Origin of the sequence: Caldicellulosiruptor acetigenus, from assembly GCF_026914305.1 — a bacterium.
Classification (GTDB): Bacteria; Bacillota; Thermoanaerobacteria; order Caldicellulosiruptorales; family Caldicellulosiruptoraceae; genus Caldicellulosiruptor; species Caldicellulosiruptor acetigenus.
On record NZ_CP113866.1, the window covers coordinates 2,541,336 to 2,559,021 of the forward strand.

Consider the following 17,686-nt stretch of genomic DNA (forward strand, 5'->3'; position numbering starts at 1 on the left):
AAAAAGGAAAGGAGAGGAGGCAAATATTTTCCTCCTCTCTCTATTTCTTGCTGAATATTAGTTCCAATTTTTAACTTTCCACCTGATTATTTCTGTCTTAAATTTCTCGTAAACCTTATAGTTTGTTTTTTCAAATTCTTTTACAAATTCATTCCATATTTTATCATATTCACCTGGTTTCGCCATAACAAGTCTTGGTAAATATTTTCTCCTTACCTCACTCATTTTCTGTTGAGCAATTGTAACATCTGTTCTTTCCGCAGGAATACTGATTTCCCAAGCAAAACCATATGGTGTTTCTAATGGAGGATCAGTAAATGGAGGTTGCATAAACGTTTTTGCTTTATAAGCATCAAGAACTTTCTTCTCTGCTGGTGTAAAGTTCTTATATACATACTCAGGATCAAAACCTGGTTCTCTATAATTCCCATCCTGTAATTTTAAATATGCATGTGGGAATGTCCACCAATAACCAAGTCCTCTCTTCTTTCTATATTGGGAATCTTCTCTGTTCTTTTTCTGTTGATCAGTTAAATACATTTTCCCATTCTTATCAACGCTGTAATCAACACCTTTAATACCCCAATACATAAGTTTTTGAGCTTCCAATGAGCACAAAGCATCTAAGAACTTAAATGCTCCAACAGGATCTTTGCATTTTTTTGTAATACTTATTCCATCACGTGAACCTATAGGTGATCTCATTACATATTTTGCCCTTTGAACTCCTTTGTAAACTACTGGGAATGAAATATGCATTCTATTGTATTTTTTAGCATTTTTCAAGGATGCCTCAGCATCATATCCAAATTGCCAATATTGGTCGTAAAATCCAACAACTCTGCCCTGTGCAATCTTTGAAAGATAAGTATCATAATTCTGAACAAATACTTCTTTGTCAATTAATCCTTCCTGCCACAATTTATTTAAATCTCTATAATATCTCTTTGCTGCTTCAGATGTTGAATATACCTTCGCTTCATATGTCTTTGGATCAACTATAACATCACCATCATTTTGATAACCCATAAGATATGACGGTGGATTTTCTAATGTAAAGAATCTCCAACTTTCAGTTATGAATGTAAATCCAATAGTCGGATAACCCTCAATTTTGGGGTTCTTCTTAACATAATCTCTAATGAGATTTAAATAATCTTCCCAATATCTTACTTTTGGCCATTTAGCTTTTTCAAGTAAATCAATAGGAAGCCAAAAACCATCAGGCTTTGTATCTGGTGAAATTTCATTTCTGTGAGGAGTCAAAAAGTAAATGTGACCATCTTGCTGCTTCATTCTCTTTAAATCTTTATCAGAGTAGATCTGCTTACAATACTTACCGTATTTTTGAATGTAATTCTCTATTGGAACAAGTACTTTGGCTTCAATTAATTTCCCATGTTCATTACCGCCATAAATTAGATCTGGTAAATCGCCTGACGCAAGTATTAATCCAATTTTAGTTGCTTCATCTTGACCTGTAGCATATTCAATTTTGAGCTTTACACCTGTGAGCTTTGTAATTTCTTTTCCAATTGGTGTATCAAACAAATTCGGGTGTGGCTCATCGTTTGTGTTTCCATTGTAAAAAGTAAAAACCTTTATAGTACTATTTGAACTTTGAGCCTTTACATCCTTGGAATTTATTAAGTTCATACTTAAAATTGTAGCAATTAAAAATGTTGCTATCAGTGTTATTGAAAGTAAACGTTTTATGATTGACATACAATAAACCTCCTTTTTGATTTTTGATTTTGTATTAATAGTTTAATAAATTATAAAAATTTCAATTTAAAATTGACATTTGAATAATAAAAATTTATTACTATGTCGTCTCTTAAATCCACCCCCCTCGTTATTTAAAAATTACTTTGTATTATAGTCCCACCCCCTAATTTTTTAATGTTAGTATAGTAGACAAATATATAAATATTTTAAATAGAGAGTTTGCTAATCCAGTCAAAAGCTTTAAAAATATGCTTATTCCAAAATTGCCAATCGTGACTGCCTTCATCTTCTTCATATGTGACATCTAACCCTTCTCCTTTCAAAAAATTATACAACTCTCTATTTTCTTGAATTAGAAAATCATCCTTCCCACATGCCATGTATATCTTCGGTATATATGCGCCTGTTTCTTTCAGCTTCTTAGCCAGGGCATTTATATCCTTATCACTTCCAATTAACGAATCTAAATCTCCAAATACCCGTCTATAGTATTTGTAACTTGCATAAGCATTTTTGTAATCTGGAGAAATTCCCGCAATTTTGTGAATTATCAATGCTGAAGATAAAGCAATTATCCCTCCAAAGTTCTCATTGTACTTAAGTCCGTTTCTGAGAGCCCCATATCCACCCATCGATAACCCACCAATAAATGTCTTTTCTCTCTTTTGAGGTATGGGAAATACATTTCTTGTAAATTCGATAAGTTCTCTTCCAACAAATTCTCCATGGTATTCTTCCTTTTCTTCATCGTCTAAATAAAAACTGTTCTCGCCCGACGGCAAAAATATTGCAACATTGTATCGCATAGACAACTCAACAATCTGAGCACCATATAACCAATCCATATGATTCCCAGCATAACCGTGCAAAAGATAAAGTGTTTTTAGAGTCTCACTATCAGTATCTTTTATGAAATTTCTGTCTGGTCTGTCCACAGGTAAAATGGCCAAAATTGTAGTGCTTCTCTTTAGCATCTTTGAATAAAAATTGATTTCCATTATGGCCATTTAAAATTACCACCTCTTTTATCGCTTACTAAAATAAGGAATGATCTGTCTAAAAGTTAACTATTCTGTAAAAGGCCTTTTTGGGATTTCCATTTATATCAAACAGCAGTGGCCAGTCCTTGCGTCCTATTACCGGAAAATTATCTTTCCATGTATGTCTGTCACTGATTCCCCACAAAGTAACTGATGTTATAACATCTTTGTATTCTCTAAACACATTAAATACATCTTCATAAACCTTTGCCTGCAATTCTATCATCTCTTGAGTAGGCTCTAAAACATCAGTTCTTCTATCTTCAAACTCAAAAACAGATATATCAAGCTCGGTTATCTGTATCTCAAGGCCCAAAGAAGCATATGTCTCAATTGCTTTTTTCAAATTATCAATAAGATTTTTATCCCATATATTCCAATGAGCCTGAATACCAACACCATCTATTGGAGTGTCCTTATCAAGTAGGTCTTTTAATAGCTTATATGACTTTTCCAGTTTGTAAGGCATTTCGTTATTGTAATCGTTATAAAACAGTTTACCATCGCCGACATATTCTTTTGCTATTTCAAAGGCAATCTTAATATAGTCATCACCTATAATCCTTCTCCAGTTTGAATCTCTGAGCAATTTTTCTGTCTTATCTTCAACAGCTTCATTCACAACATCCCAGGCATATACTATATCTCGATATCGCTCACATACTGTCTTGATATGATCTCTCAATCTTTCAATAACAAGTTCTCTCGATGCATCTTTGCCGTCTCTGTCGCGGAAAACCCATTCAGGTGTTTGATTGTGCCAAACAAATGTATGTCCCCTCATCTGCATATTGTTTTTAATCGCAAACTCTTTTATTCTATCAACTGCTTCAAAATTGTAACGTCCTTCCTCTGGATGTATTCTTTCAAACTTCATGTCATTTTCAGGAGTCAAACTGTTAAAATGTTTAATAAGAATCTCACCATGTATCCCTTTTAAGTCATTTACTGTCACAGCAGCACCAATTTTAAAGTAATCTTTATATTTCTCTGCCAGTGATGGAACAGCACCATTTTGACATTCGGTCATAATTTTAACCCCCTTTCTTTTTGACTTCTTTAATAACCCGGTATTTTACTGTCATCAAGCCCTATATATGTCCCTGTCTCGTCATTTACCTTGCTCAGTTCAAACAACACCACAGCATTTCTGCTCAGCTTAAACTCAAGTGTGACATAGCCGTTTTGTGCTCTCATTCTGCACGTGCTAACATCAGGTTTTGCCACTTCCTTTAGAGTTTGTATCTGCTCTTTTGATGGGAATCTTGGTCTGCCCATGTCAATCCATGTTCTCCATGGATTCCCGTGTTCTTCGTCAATCAATTTTCGCTTGACAAAAACGTCATCAAAGTCAATAGGAATTTCAAGTTTGTATTTTCTTTCATACTCATCATCCTTTTTCATAACCTCGTTCCATGCAACAATTGCAATTGAACCATCTTCTCTTTGTGTTACCAAAATATGTTCGTCTCTGTAGAGGATATTTTTGCCCATTGCATTGAAAAATGTAAACATATGAAATACCGGTTTTGGAATATTGTTAAATGCTACAAGACCAAATCCGCCGTGAAAGAGCGATCTTGGCACATCGGCCTCTTCAAACACATCACTGAACGTCCAGTAAGAGAATGAATCTACATAATCCCCTCCTTCACTGAGCACTCTTGCAAGATAAGCTGCATTAAAAGGTGTATCATGTATAGGACACAGCGGATGGTATGAACTGTTATATTCTGTAATGTGTATTGGTAAATCTGGATATGGTGAATTTTTCACCTTTTCTCTCAGCATTTTAAACTCGTTGAGCATATATTCAATTGGATGAACATCCTGATAAACAAAATGCGGTGTATGATAAGGTGGTTTCCCTGTATATGCATGGCGTGTAATGAAATCTACCGGCACATTATTTTTGTAGCAAAAGTTTAAAAAATCGTCTATCCAATAATCTGAACCACCACAGATTGCCGGTCCACCCACTTTTATATTCTCATTGACCTCTTTGATGGCTTTTGCTGTAACTTCATATAATTTGAAGTATTCTGCCTGGTTTGCATCTTTCCAAAATACATTCAAGTTAGGCTCGTTCCAGATTTCAAATGGCCACTGAATAACCTCTTTTTCGCCATATCTGTCTATAAAATGCTTTACAACACTTTTGATTAACTTTTCCCACTTACCATAGTCCTTGGGAGGGGTGACATTCCCCCTCCAGTAAAATACTGTCTGTGTGCCCGAAGCAAGTCTCGACGGCATGAACCCAATCTCTACAAACGGTCGTATTCCAAGTTCCAAAAATGAGTCATATATTCTGTCAATGTATGTGAAATTGTAAAAAGGCTGTTCAGTATCACCAACCTTATCTTCACGATAAATTCCTACATCGTCATGCAGCAGTCCGTGAGCTCTTATATACTTAAAATCTATATGTCTTTTAACAAAAGAAAGTGCATCCATATACTCTTTTTGAAGCGCAAGACCTATGCGACCACTACCAACACAAAACTTCCAGTTATCAGAAAATATGCCTATTTGCTTGCCTCTCTCAATCTTTATATGCGTCATTAAACTTTCCCCCATTCAATCATATTCTGGCTTTTTGGTTATCTCTTTGTGTTCAATTTAGGAATAGCCGGGGGTGTGGGCAAATTAATATTTTGTGGTACTATTGAGTAATCTATGAGTGCCCAGAAAGCTGGTTTACCATCATAGTATTCATCAAATAATAGTGGAAAGTCTGGCTTATTGAAAACTCCCCTGAGCCATGAATAGTCATCTTTGAGTCCCCAGAATGTAACACTTTTTATTACTTTTTTGTATTTTTTAAATAGGTTAAACAGTTCATAATACTTCTTTGCTTGCTTCAGCAGCATCTCTCTTGACGGTTCAACGTAGTAAACAGAAGAACCCCATTGATAAAAGCTCATGTCAAGCTCTGTAATCTGAATCTCAAGCCCCGGAATTGTACTGAACAGTTTTATTGTCTCCTCAATCTCTTCAACAGACGGATTGTTGACATTTATATGACACTGAAGCCCTACACCGTGAATAGGAATACCTTTAGACTTCATCTTTTTAATCATGTTGTATATAAACATCCTCTTCTGCGGTACCTCGGTGTTGTAATCGTTGTAAAAAAGCTTGGCTTGAGGGTCTGCCTCATGCGCCCATATGAATGCTTTTTCTATATACTCTGGACCACAAATGTTGTACCAGTTCGACCTTCTATACCCATCTGGCTGAGTTTCATCAATGGCCTCGTTCACAACATCCCATGCATATATCTTGCCTTTATATCTCCCAACAACTGTGTATATATGCTTTTTCAGCCTCTTTAAAAGCTCATCCTTTTTCAAAAAGTTACCATTGGAATCTTTGAAAAACCAGTCCGGTGTCTGATTGTGCCAAACAAGGGTATGTCCCCGAATACTTATGTTATTCTTAGTCGCAAACTCAACAAAAGCATCTGCAATTGTAAAATCGTATTTATCAGGTCCTCTTAATACACTTTCTGGTTTCATTTCATTGCCAGGTGTAATACTGTTAAAATGCTTTTTGATAAACTGTGTGTCTGTGTCATTCATAAGTTCCCCATATCCAATAGCTACACCAACTTTAAAGTCATCTTTATACTTTTCTTTTAAAGATGGAAGATCGTAATTTGGTTCTTGCAGTTTCAATGGATCGGATATAGTAAAGTCATCAATCCAGAAAGATAATGTTGGGTCTTGCGCTTCAATGTAAAATTCAAGTTCTTCGATTTTACCGTTCTTGGGCACAGCATAACTTCCACTTATTTCTACCCAACTATCACCTGCAACTTCGCTTGAAGTTATCCAGTCATACCTGTATTGTGCTTCATCAGCCATTTTTCTCTGAACCAAAATCGAAAATCTTTCAAAATCTATTGATGTATGATGTACCCAGATACTGAATCTGTAGCGCTTACCTGGAACAACATATTTGATAATTGGAATCTTTGCTCCGTGCCAGAAGGCTGTACGACCGAATACATAAAGGCTCTTGTTACCTTCATGAAACTTTGAATCATCTAATTTTACTTTTACATTCTCTCCTCTTGGCTGCCAGTTAGTAGTCTTATTTTCAAACGTATCCTTATATACTATAGCTTGCGATAGATAAGCTTCCTCGGTCATTATCTGAATATTGTCAACGTTATATACAGTTGTCTTATCAACTGTTGGATGAATTGCAATTATCAGATTTGCCGGATTTTTCAGTGTTGGCTTCCATTTCACAGCAATTTTTTCCCATTTGTTTGGCATTATTATTTTTTCGCCAAGCTGAATGTATTTTAGACCCTTGCCGTCATCATACAAAGCCGTTATGGAAAATGCTACTGGCTTTTTACCCTCATGCCTTATATAACTTGATATCAGCCATGTCTTGCCTCTTTTCAAAACATCCTTTACATCTATACCGAGGCTGTCCCATATAGATTTTCTGTTTGTAACCTTGATGCTCTTTTTCCCTTCTATCGCCGAGCTTTGATCTGTTGCTATTTTGGCATTACCATATGCAAAGAAGGTCAATGTATCTTTCCCTTCAAAATTCACTGTTGTCACAGACGCTGTCTGAGCTATTACGCCTGGTATCACCGGGTATATCAGTGAAAAGATACTTGATATGATAAAAACAATAACCACAGTCAAAGGTATCACAATCTTATACGCACTTTTTTTCATACTTCTTACCCTCCTTTTACTTCACAAATCTCCAGCAATCCATATAAAACAAGTTACTTCCATTTTCTCCTTTGAACACAAAATACAAATCATGTACACCTGTCACATTCTCAACCTTTGCTTCTACTTTGACCCACTGCGAAGAAGAACTATTTTGTGGCTGAACCTCTGCAACTGCAATTGTTCTGCCATCAACCGAGTCTATCTTGATTTCTACATAGCCTTTCCCGTTGATGTTAGAAACCATCGCCTCAAATTTCTTCGGACCTATATTGCCAAAGTCAACCTTAGAAAGCGCAATCCAGTCCCCACTGTCTATTCCTGTTAAACACATGTTATTGCTTGCATTTGCTTTCTTTGTCGAAATTCCTGCACACCATGCAAATGTTTCTGCCTCAACAGTTTTATATGGATCAACAAACTTAATTTGATTAACACCTTTGTAATCAGCAATAACTTCTTTAATTTTATTTCCCTCAATGTAAAGTTCATTAATATGCGGAGACCTGTAACCCTTGGCAGCCCCCATATCCTTTGCAAGTGTTTGTGCATGATACGCAATGTACCACTTGCCTCTGAATTGGAATATTTGGTGATGGTTGTTGCCACCAACTCCAAAGAAATATCCTGGATTATTTAGTATTACTCCTTTGTATTCCCACGGTCCCATTGGATTTTTACTTGTCATATAAGCTATTACACCAGCTGGTGGACTGCCCTGCGGTCTTGGTCCACTGTAAAAGTTTGTGCAGTAGGAGTAATAGTAAACTCCATTTATTTTGTTTATTCCCGAATCTTCAAACATGAATGGTGCAGGTATTGTTTTCGCCTCACCTACAACACTTATCATATCATCACCAAGCTGCATAACACGTGCAGTGTTTGGCATCGCATCTTGACCCTGCGGTACTCCACCACCAAAATAGATGTAAGCTTTTCCATCATCGTCTACCAGCACTGCGGGATCAAATAACCACACAACTCCTTCAACACCCGGTGTAAATCTCGAAATTAATGGTCTGCCTATCGGGTCTTTCCAGGGACCTATTGGACTGTCGCTGGTAAGAACACCTATGCCACTTGCATTGTTAGCAAAATATAAGAAAAATTTGTCTTTACCATTTATTTTCTTATATGCTATACTTGGTGCCCATGACTGTGTTGCCCACTTGGCAGCTCCGTTTGGACCTGCTACTTCAATTTCGCCATGATCTGTCCAATTGACAAGGTCATCAGATGATATTACAGTAATCTTATTTATCTTGCTGTATGTGTTATCCTTTATGTTCCCGTTTTCATCATATTCTAAAATATCGTTTGTCAAATATACATACACCCTGTCTTTATACACAAGCACAGCCGGATCTGCACCGAATTTGTGTGCTATCAACGGATTCGCATTCGGTGGGATTTTACCAAGTGGCCTGTTTGGTGCTGTATATTCAACCTGTGTCACTGCAGAGTCACTCCCATAACTAATCTTTTCTTTTTCGCATAATAATTCAAAAGACTTAATTGATATTTCTTCTTTTATTGATTCATTGAACTTTTTCTTCTGTCTGAACTGTATCTTTATTAACTTTTTCCACATTCCATCTGTGTCACAGAGTACTTTATTTATATCTCTGATGGTTATTGCAGTTTCATTTTCACTTCTCTTGACAATCTTTACAGTTGCATCTTCAAGTAGTTTATCGACTTTTAAAATGCCAACAACATCAAGCCACTCTGGATGTTTTAATACAACTTCAATCTGTTTTACTTCCTTATTGTCAGGCATGGAATTAACACAAACCGAAATATCATGTTTTGTATCAAGTGTATTATCAAGTGAAATAGTGCTCTCTTCTAAATAGACCTTCCAGTTGTTATCTGTTTTTGTACCTGTGAGTTTATTCTCAAACTTGAAAAAGTCTATATCAACATAGCCCCCAGTCTTTTTAGTTGCAAAATTAAATATCGCAAACCTGTATCCCATAAAATGTTGAGGTAACGTATATATCATTGCCAGATCAGAACCAAATTTTGTCCAGTTAATTCCATCGTAACTGTAGTAAAAATATGCTTTGTCTATCTCAAAATCAAAATCAATTTTTAAGTATACCATCGTCTGCATAAGTTCTTCTCTTGCAACCTCTTTGCCTTTCTCAACCATAACAACATAGAATCTGTTCCCCTGCTTTGTCACACCAATAAAACCATACTCCTTTTGAAATGCAGCAAGCCCTGCATAATCACCATCATTCATATTTCTTACATCCATCAGTATCCAACCTGAACATTTTGGTCCCAATGTACGCTGGGTTAATGTATTTCTTGCCTGCTGCAGATCCTCAACAACATTACAAGTTCTCAGTCTCAGAAAGCCTTTTCTTTCAAGCAAAGACCATTTGGAATTGTCAGGATTATGATTCCATTGCCAAGTCAATCCCAACACCGAGCCATTTGGTGCAGTTTCTTCTGATTCCTTGTTTGTTGATAAAACCTCTTTTACTGAAACAAAATCCACATAGTAATCTACCAAGCCCTTTTCTTTACCTTGTTTTCCTGTTGGTGTGGTCTTTATAAACAAGTATATCGTCTCTATGTCCTGGTCAATTACAAATGTTCCTGAAATGGATGCCCATTCATTTTTATTTACAAAACCCTTTATGAGATCTTTATAAATTTCTTTGCCATTATATGTTATTTTGGCACACAAAATAAACTCTGTCGTTTCAGGCCCATTTTTGTACTTCACTCTGAACGCTGCTTTGTATCTTTTGCCCTTCTCAATTCTACCAGTAAAATTCTGCTGCAATCCTGAATTCGAACCTGACAGAGAATATACGTGTATTATGTTTTTGTTTCCTTCCTTAACAATTTCTAATTTTGCTCCCTCTCTGCCTTTCCATCCAGCTGTCCCTCTACTAAAATCATTATTAACAGTCAGCTCTTCATTTCTTGTCATCTCTAAATTCTTAACCGCTTCAAATCTCCTTGCGTTGGTTTCTGGCTTTTCTTGATAAAATTCGTCGCTTTTTACTACTTCACTTTCAAAACTGCTTTTACCTGGTTTTATAAATTTGAGCGGTACTTTACCATTTTCATCGCCAAAAATCGGCCACCCGTTCTCCCATCTAACAGGAACAAGAACAGGAACACGTCCTACCGCATCATGGTCTTGAAACAACATTGCAAACCATTTTCCATCGGGAGTGTCAATTAAACCTCCTTGAGCAACTCCATTAGATTTATAGCCCATAGTATCACTTAGTGCAAGCCGCTCTTCGTACGGTCCGTCAATCTTGTTTGCCCGATATATGTACTGTTTTCTTATGCTTCCTTTTTCCCACCAAATTGTAGTTATGTAATATTTACCATTAATTTTATATGCATGTGACCCTTCCATGCCATCTTTTTTAGAAGGAATAATAACTTTGTTCAATCCATTAGGGTTAATAGCTTTGTAGTCGGGTGTAAGTTCTCTGATTCTTATTTCAGTTCTGCCGTAAATTATATACGCCTTTCCATCATCGTCGAACAAAAGAGATGGATCATGTAAATATTCATTAAATTCAACTCTTTCCCATGGACCTGTAATATTTTTTGAACTAAAGAGATATGTTTTACCAGTATCTAATGATCCAAATAAAACATAATATTTGCCTTTGTGGTAGCGAATACATGGAGCCCATTGTCCTTTGCCATAAATATTCATCCCATTTTTTAAATTATGCGCATCATTATCTTCCAATCTGTCATAAACATAGCCTATTATTCTCCAATTAACAAGGTCAGTTGAGTGCATTATGGGAACACCTGGTGTCATATGCATAGTTGTACTAACCATATAATAGTTATTTCCTACTCTAATGATATCAGGATCAGGAATATCAGCTAAGATTATTGGATTATAAGCAATCATATTATCTTGTAGCAATTTTGAACCTCCCTGTAGATTGTATGAACTGTATACTTCATTAATTTGACTGCTCACAAATGCAAAAAGTATTAAACAAATAATAAATGTAACAGGTATTACCATCTTTTTTCCCTTTTTCAAATATTCTTTAATCATTTCTTTAACCCCTCATCTGAATTGATTGAATTTAAGGCATGCTCCAAAAAATGGAGCATGCCTTAAATTAGCCAAACTATTTTATTCAATCTCTTCAACCTTAATGTTGTCAATTACAAAGTCTCCACCTTCTGTTATACCAATTCTCAAGCACATGTTCTGTGAGTTATCGGGAATATTTGTAATATTTCCTTCTACTTTGTATACTGTCTGACCTCTATCTATTGTCTTTGAAACATTACCGTACGACTTTGCACCAGACTTTGGTTCGCTGAGTATTGTGCAGGATACTGTCGTCTTGCCTGCTGTTACAGCTTTTAATACTTTTACTTCAAAGCTAATTTTGTAATCATGCCAACCATATATTTTTACTTTTGCAGGATCAGTTACTACATAAATTTCTTTTCCGTCTTTTGACTGATCCCATGTAACTTTTAATGATTTGCCTTTTACAGCTTCTTTGCCTGATACTATAGAAAGTTTAACAGTCTTCTTTGACGAATCTAAGAGTTTGAAATTGTTCTTTCCATCATCGAAGTTAATTGTAAATGGTTTGAATGGTTTATACACAACTTCAACCTTTCCGCTCTGTGCATCTTTTATGTTCTTTTCAATTTGCGGTCTTAAGCTCGACAATGCTGATGCAACAGAATCAGAACTATCAACTCTTCCAAAGATATCCCAATGTGGCATACCCATTAAACCTTCTCCTAATGCTGGATAGAAGGACTTTTTAGCAAGTTCATTGACAAAGTCTACAAGATACTTTGGTCTATTCTTTGCATTGACATCATCATGATTTTTCTGAACGCTTTCTAATAGTAAATTGATAAATTTACCAGCACCAACAGGATTTTTTGATCCCTTCATAATTCCGTATCCATCAGCATCAAACGGATACAAACCAGCTTTGTTATCAGGACCTAATGGCAATGGAGCTGCTTCAAGTTCATCTTCAACTTCTCTTTTATCCTGGTCAAATTTGTACTGAGGCGCAACAAGCATAACAGTCTGTCTCTTCTTAAGACCAGAAACTGTTATGTCCCAGTCACGTGCAAGCCATCCTTCTTTTGCACCCTTCTTATAGAAATTCAATGCTCTTTGTAGTGCTGCATTGTCAAAATTTAACTTTCCTTTTCCTGATTTGTCAACCGAAACAAATGCAACACCATTTGCATAAACCAGTGCAGTTGCTGCCCAGAAGTTTACACCATACCTATCAATCTTTCCATCTTTATTTGTGTCTGCAGTCAATTTCTTTGCCAGTGCAGCGAATGTATCCCAATTCCATTTACCTTTCTTGTAAAGTGCAAGTGGCATCTCTTCTTCATCTATACCCTCTTCTAACATTAAATCCTTATTATATATAACCAGCCATGGAACATTGGAACCTTTTTGAGATGCCAAGTAGTAATGACCATTGTACTTAAATGCATAGTCCATTGCTCTTTTATTAATGTACGGTGCATTTAAATCAACATACTTATCAAGCGGCTGAACAAGTCCTCGTGTAAAGTGTGATGGGAAAGTGCTAACACCACCGAATATAACGTCAATTGGATCGCCTGCAGCCATTCTTGCTATTATTTTGTTCTGCCAGTTGTTCCAATCTGAGTATACGATGTTAACTTTTCCACCATACTTCTTTTGGTAATCTTCTATAGCTTTTGTTACTGCTTTGTTGAAAAGATCTGTGCTTTTAAGACTTTCTTTAGAAAAACCAGGCCTTAGGAACGAAATGTCACCTAATTTGGATGATGCTTCTGCCTTTTGGGTTGTGTTGCTAATGACTACCACAACTGAGGTAATTAAACAAACGATAAGTGCAATTGAAACAAGTTTTTTGAAAATTTTTGATTTTAGCATGATATCAACCTCCCTCTGTTTATTATTTTGATGTATTTTAATCCCTCCTAATTTAGAGGGAATTAAAACCATTTTTAGCCAACAATACCTGTTCTCTCGATGCTCTCTGTAAAGTATCTCTGACCAATTATATATATCACTATTAGCGGCAAGATTACCATCAAACACCCGGCTTCTAACACGGTAGAGCCCATTAGATATATATCTTCTGAAGAGAGGTTATATGCATCTTGTATCATACTCATTCTGTTATTTAAAACAGTTAGCATAACTGAAATTGGAAGGTTTTCATTATAAAACATAGCCGAGACATAATAATCGTTCCAATGCCAAACTATTGAAAAGAGCATAACTGTGATTATTGCACCTGTTGCATTCGGTACCATTATTCTTATAAAGGTTGAAAATGGTCCACATCCATCAATTTTAGCGGCTTCTTCTAACTCAACAGGCATGTTTCTGAAAAATTGCCTGAATACAAAGATGTACAAGCTTGATCTTATACCCATTCCAAAGAGATTTAAAATGTAAAACGGCCATGGTGTGTCTAAAAGATTCACAGTAAGAGGTTTGCCAGTAATAAAACCTAAAAGTTTTCCAATGTATAGAAAATCGAAGTACCTGAACTTTACATACAGCGGAACAATTATTGTCTGTAGCGGTACTATGATGGTAAAGAGCAAGATTGTAAAAAGTATTTCTCTTTCTGCAAATCTAAATCTCGCAAATCCATATCCTACCATCATGCATATAAATGTTTGAATAATAACTGATGGTATGAGCATAAGCAGTGTATTTTTTATTGCTGTTGGATATGATAGAAGTACATTAGCATATTCAAAGTTGGAAAATGTAATATATTTGGGTATCCATATAACGCTCGGATCAAACAAGTCCTCCTTCGACCTCAGCGCATTGCTAATCAGAAACAATATTGGGTAAAGTAATATGTAGCTCATACATATTAAAAATGCATAGAGAAATACATTTTTTAGCACAATGAATAAATGTTTCTTAGCTACTGATTTTGTAACCTCATTTACATTTAATTTTTTACCAATATATGACATACTTAAACTTTTTACACTTTTCATAACTCAGTTCGCCTCACTTTAAATTCAACTTTTTTTTGAAAACCATTACGTCAAATATACCACTCGTTTTCCAATTACTCTGTTAACTATCAGTATAATAACCATAACTACTAAGAAATATATGATGGCAATGGTAGTACTATATTCAAACCGTCCTTTATTTGCTTCATCTACAACCATTCTCATTACTTGATTGCCATAATCGGTGAAATAATCGATGATTGAATATATGATTGCTACATACACTGTGGGGGATATCATTGGAAATGTTATTTTCCAAAACTTCTCCCACTCTGTTGCACCCTCAATTATTGCAACTTCATAAAAGCTCTTCGGTATGTTATGCAATGCTGCCAATATCAGGAGAATCTGTACCCCTGATCTCCAGGTTAAATCGAATATTTTATTTACGATATCTACAACATACATGCTAAACCATCGGGGTATACCGGCATTTATTAACACAGCTCTTAAATTTTCTGCCTTAAAAATTGTTGTAGATGAAGCCACCATATTAGAGGTACTTCCACCTAAAACATTTTCCTTTAACACAGTTATTACAACCCCAGAGGCAATTATTACAGGAAAGAAAAATATTGTTCTGGCAAAAGTTCTTCCCTTGAATTCATCTTTTAGCAGGTATGCAACAAATATACTGAATACAATGACAATAGGCACTTCATATAACATATTGGTAATTGAAGATGTAAGATTTTTGACATAATTCGGGTCTTTTGTGAACGCGTATATATAGTTTTCCCAACCAATGAATGAAAACTCCAATCCTTGGTCCCCTAAACTTAATTTCTGAAATGTATAGTAGACCGAATTTACAAATGGTATTATGAAAAAGACAATCAATCCGATCACCCATGGAAGAACAAACAGTCGACCATACATTGCCTCTTTCTGTCTCAATGTTAGTTTTCTTCTAAAAATTTGTTTAAAAGGATTTGTTTTAATCATTAATAAATTCACCTCTTATTCTATCACTTTGAAGTTTCTCGCTTTAACCACTGTATTATATACCTTCTGGTCTGTTGATGTATAGTTAATTATTATCTCCGTCCCACCTTCAAATTTTACAAGTACTAATCCCTCTTTTAATAATCTGTGTTCTAAAAATTTCTTGTTCTTGATTTTACTTAAAACTGGATAGAGTTCTTTGTAGGCCTTTTTCAAATCATCAAGCCATAACTTGTAATTTGATGAATATAAATAATCGCATATAGTTTCTTTTAATTCATCTTCATTTCGTGCAGTCCAAGTAAACTTTATATACGAACCACTTTCCAATACTTTCAGCTTCCAAAGCCATTCGTTTGAATAGTCATTGAGTGATGGTGTTGAATATGGAATATAGCCACGCAGTACCATCTGATAAAATGGTATTTCATAATCTTCTATTGCAAATTTGCTACTGTAAATGGGAATATCAACAATTTCATTTGCGTTTGTAATGAGATATCCATTTGGCTCAGTCAGCAGCAAATTATAACCTTTATTTTTTACATACCCAACAATTTGCTCAAATATCTTCTCTGTTTGCAATCTATTTATCCGTCTTGTTCCGAAGTCTGAATATAGCATCTTCGAAATTGATGAAATAGAAATATTTTTTGTAAAATTAAGTTTATTAGAAATAGCACTTTTGACAAATCTACCAACATAATTAGGAGATAACATAAACAATACTGGATAATTGTCGTCTGGATAGCACGTTGCAGGCGAATATCTTATAAGCTTTGTAGGAACTTTTTTCATTGACTTTGTTGCAACCACATTTATCGGGTATAATAATGAACCTTTTCTGAAGGTTACAAAATCTACATCAAAGTATACCTTTGTTCTATTTTGTGAAAAGTAGTTCAGCATTTTTTGAAGATCATTTCTACCACCCAAAACACCTTCAGGATCTAAATTTACTGGCAAATTGTAGTAAACACCGTTATTGTACCACCCTGTGTATTTTACAACTACATCTTTAATCCCCAGATTCTTGATTTTCTTGACAATTTCTTGAGCATCCTTAAAAGTTGTCAATGGAATTGTTATATTTCTTGGCACTCCTACAATATATTTAATCTTCTTAACCCCGCCATAGAGTTCAATATAAATTGGTAATTTATCCTGATTATTTTTCTTGAGCCCTTTTTCTTTTATTAAATACTCCCTATATCTTTCTGCCATTGCAACATAATCAGACTTGTCTTTATCGAGGAAATAATATCTTATCGAATATTTTGTCTGCGAGGGTATGCTATTTTCAAATATATTAAATGTCTCTTCATTCCATTGCTTTTCTTTAAAGGTTATACTATCTTGCTCTCTTACAATAAATTCACAAAAAACTTGATTGTATGAGGTTCTTGAACCACTTGTATACGCATTTATGATTGATTTTGAATCACCTTCAGTTATCACTGCTAAATATCCAACATTCCCCTTTTTTAAGCCAAAGACTGGAAGTCTTGCATACTGTGTCACATAAACATTATGTTCTCGAACCAAGGCATAATCAGGACCATAAACACGCTGTGAATATTCTTCGTTGCCCTTCTTGTTATTAAAGTTTATAACAGCACCACAACCGTCTGGAACAACTATATATCCACTTTCTTTAATGCTTCCTGCACCGAAAAAAGGCAGAAGTTGGATTGAAACTAATCTATATTTATCTTTCTTTATCTCTCTTATTTGATTCACAAGAATATCAACATTCACATAATCATTATTAATAGTGACCGAAATAGGCAATATAAAACCCTCTTTTTTAAAGGTATATGTTGCAATAAATCCGTCTTTTATCTTTTTAATTTTTAATCCCTTTTTCATGGCAGACCCAGCATAACTGTTTACTGTTTGCACAGTGTATGATTCCATGAATGCATACTTTAAAACCATCTGCGAAGCGAGCTGGGTTCGCATACTACCTGCCGCAATAGGATCATCACGCCAGTTTTCTGGATTGCTTAGCCAAACTGTGTTTGTCTTTTTGTCAAGTACTTTAATATATCCATATTTTTCATTTACATACAATTCAAATCTGTCGTTAGATGCCATTTTTTTGTAAGTTACATTATTTGCCAAAGCAAATTGAGAAAATTGCACGTACCCCAGAAGAACTAAAACACTAATTGATATTTTTAAAATAATTTTAAGTCTTCTATGCAAAATCAATTTGAATGCCTC

General features: G+C 35.2%; 10 protein-coding genes. All 10 read right to left on the reverse strand.

Features of this window, described 5'->3' with window-relative positions:
• Positions 1–57 precede the first annotated feature (57 nt).
• The 10 genes from OTK01_RS12400 to OTK01_RS12445 all read right to left on the reverse strand — a co-directional run bounded on the left by OTK01_RS12400 (position 58) and on the right by OTK01_RS12445 (position 17,674).
• Positions 58–1,725, reverse strand: a complete 1,668-nt coding sequence (locus OTK01_RS12400) for an ABC transporter substrate-binding protein (protein WP_156844441.1) — start codon at positions 1,723–1,725, stop codon at positions 58–60.
• Between the two features lie 209 nt (positions 1,726–1,934).
• A complete protein-coding gene (locus OTK01_RS12405) occupies positions 1,935–2,735 on the reverse strand; it encodes an alpha/beta hydrolase (RefSeq protein ID WP_029227840.1) in 801 nt (266 codons plus the stop codon).
• Between the two features lie 49 nt (positions 2,736–2,784).
• A complete protein-coding gene (locus tag OTK01_RS12410; RefSeq protein ID WP_029227841.1) occupies positions 2,785–3,798 on the reverse strand; it encodes an endo-1,4-beta-xylanase in 1,014 nt (337 codons plus the stop codon).
• A gap of 29 nt (positions 3,799–3,827) precedes the next feature.
• Positions 3,828–5,333 carry a GH39 family glycosyl hydrolase gene (locus OTK01_RS12415; RefSeq protein WP_029227842.1) on the reverse strand — a complete coding sequence of 502 codons (1,506 nt, stop codon included), beginning with the start codon at positions 5,331–5,333 and terminating at the stop codon, positions 3,828–3,830.
• A 38-nt stretch (positions 5,334–5,371) separates the two neighbouring features.
• Positions 5,372–7,474 carry an endo-1,4-beta-xylanase gene (locus tag OTK01_RS12420; RefSeq protein WP_029227843.1) on the reverse strand — a complete coding sequence of 701 codons (2,103 nt, stop codon included), beginning with the start codon at positions 7,472–7,474 and terminating at the stop codon, positions 5,372–5,374.
• Positions 7,475–7,490: 16 nt separating this feature from the next.
• Positions 7,491–11,534: a family 43 glycosylhydrolase gene (locus tag OTK01_RS12425; protein ID WP_029227844.1), complete on the reverse strand. Its 4,044-nt coding sequence runs from the start codon at positions 11,532–11,534 to the stop codon at positions 7,491–7,493.
• An 81-nt stretch (positions 11,535–11,615) separates the two neighbouring features.
• The gene (locus tag OTK01_RS12430; RefSeq protein WP_029227845.1) at positions 11,616–13,400 is read right to left on the reverse strand and encodes an ABC transporter substrate-binding protein; all 1,785 of its coding nucleotides are present in this window, start codon (positions 13,398–13,400) and stop codon (positions 11,616–11,618) included.
• Between the two features lie 74 nt (positions 13,401–13,474).
• On the reverse strand, positions 13,475–14,470 hold the full coding sequence (locus tag OTK01_RS12435) for a carbohydrate ABC transporter permease (protein ID WP_035168064.1): 996 nt from the start codon (positions 14,468–14,470) through the stop codon (positions 13,475–13,477).
• 69 nt (positions 14,471–14,539) lie between these two features.
• A complete protein-coding gene (locus OTK01_RS12440) occupies positions 14,540–15,460 on the reverse strand; it encodes a carbohydrate ABC transporter permease (protein ID WP_029227847.1) in 921 nt (306 codons plus the stop codon).
• Positions 15,461–15,475: 15 nt separating this feature from the next.
• On the reverse strand, positions 15,476–17,674 hold the full coding sequence (locus OTK01_RS12445; RefSeq protein ID WP_029227848.1) for a DUF5696 domain-containing protein: 2,199 nt from the start codon (positions 17,672–17,674) through the stop codon (positions 15,476–15,478).
• Between the last annotated feature and the right edge of the window lie 12 nt (positions 17,675–17,686).

Bases quoted from the DNA above. Each gene is read 5' to 3' on its own strand.
- OTK01_RS12400 (WP_156844441.1), bottom strand. From the start codon at position 1,725: ATGTCAATCATAAAACGTTTACTTTCAATAACACTGATAGCAACATTT.
- OTK01_RS12405 (WP_029227840.1), bottom strand. From the start codon at position 2,735: ATGGCCATAATGGAAATCAATTTTTATTCAAAGATGCTAAAGAGAAGC.
- OTK01_RS12410 (WP_029227841.1), bottom strand. From the start codon at position 3,798: ATGACCGAATGTCAAAATGGTGCTGTTCCATCACTGGCAGAGAAATAT.
- OTK01_RS12415 (WP_029227842.1), bottom strand. From the start codon at position 5,333: ATGACGCATATAAAGATTGAGAGAGGCAAGCAAATAGGCATATTTTCT.
- OTK01_RS12420 (WP_029227843.1), bottom strand. From the start codon at position 7,474: ATGAAAAAAAGTGCGTATAAGATTGTGATACCTTTGACTGTGGTTATT.
- OTK01_RS12425 (WP_029227844.1), bottom strand. From the start codon at position 11,534: ATGATTAAAGAATATTTGAAAAAGGGAAAAAAGATGGTAATACCTGTT.
- OTK01_RS12430 (WP_029227845.1), bottom strand. From the start codon at position 13,400: ATGCTAAAATCAAAAATTTTCAAAAAACTTGTTTCAATTGCACTTATC.
- OTK01_RS12435 (WP_035168064.1), bottom strand. From the start codon at position 14,470: ATGTCATATATTGGTAAAAAATTAAATGTAAATGAGGTTACAAAATCA.
- OTK01_RS12440 (WP_029227847.1), bottom strand. From the start codon at position 15,460: ATGATTAAAACAAATCCTTTTAAACAAATTTTTAGAAGAAAACTAACA.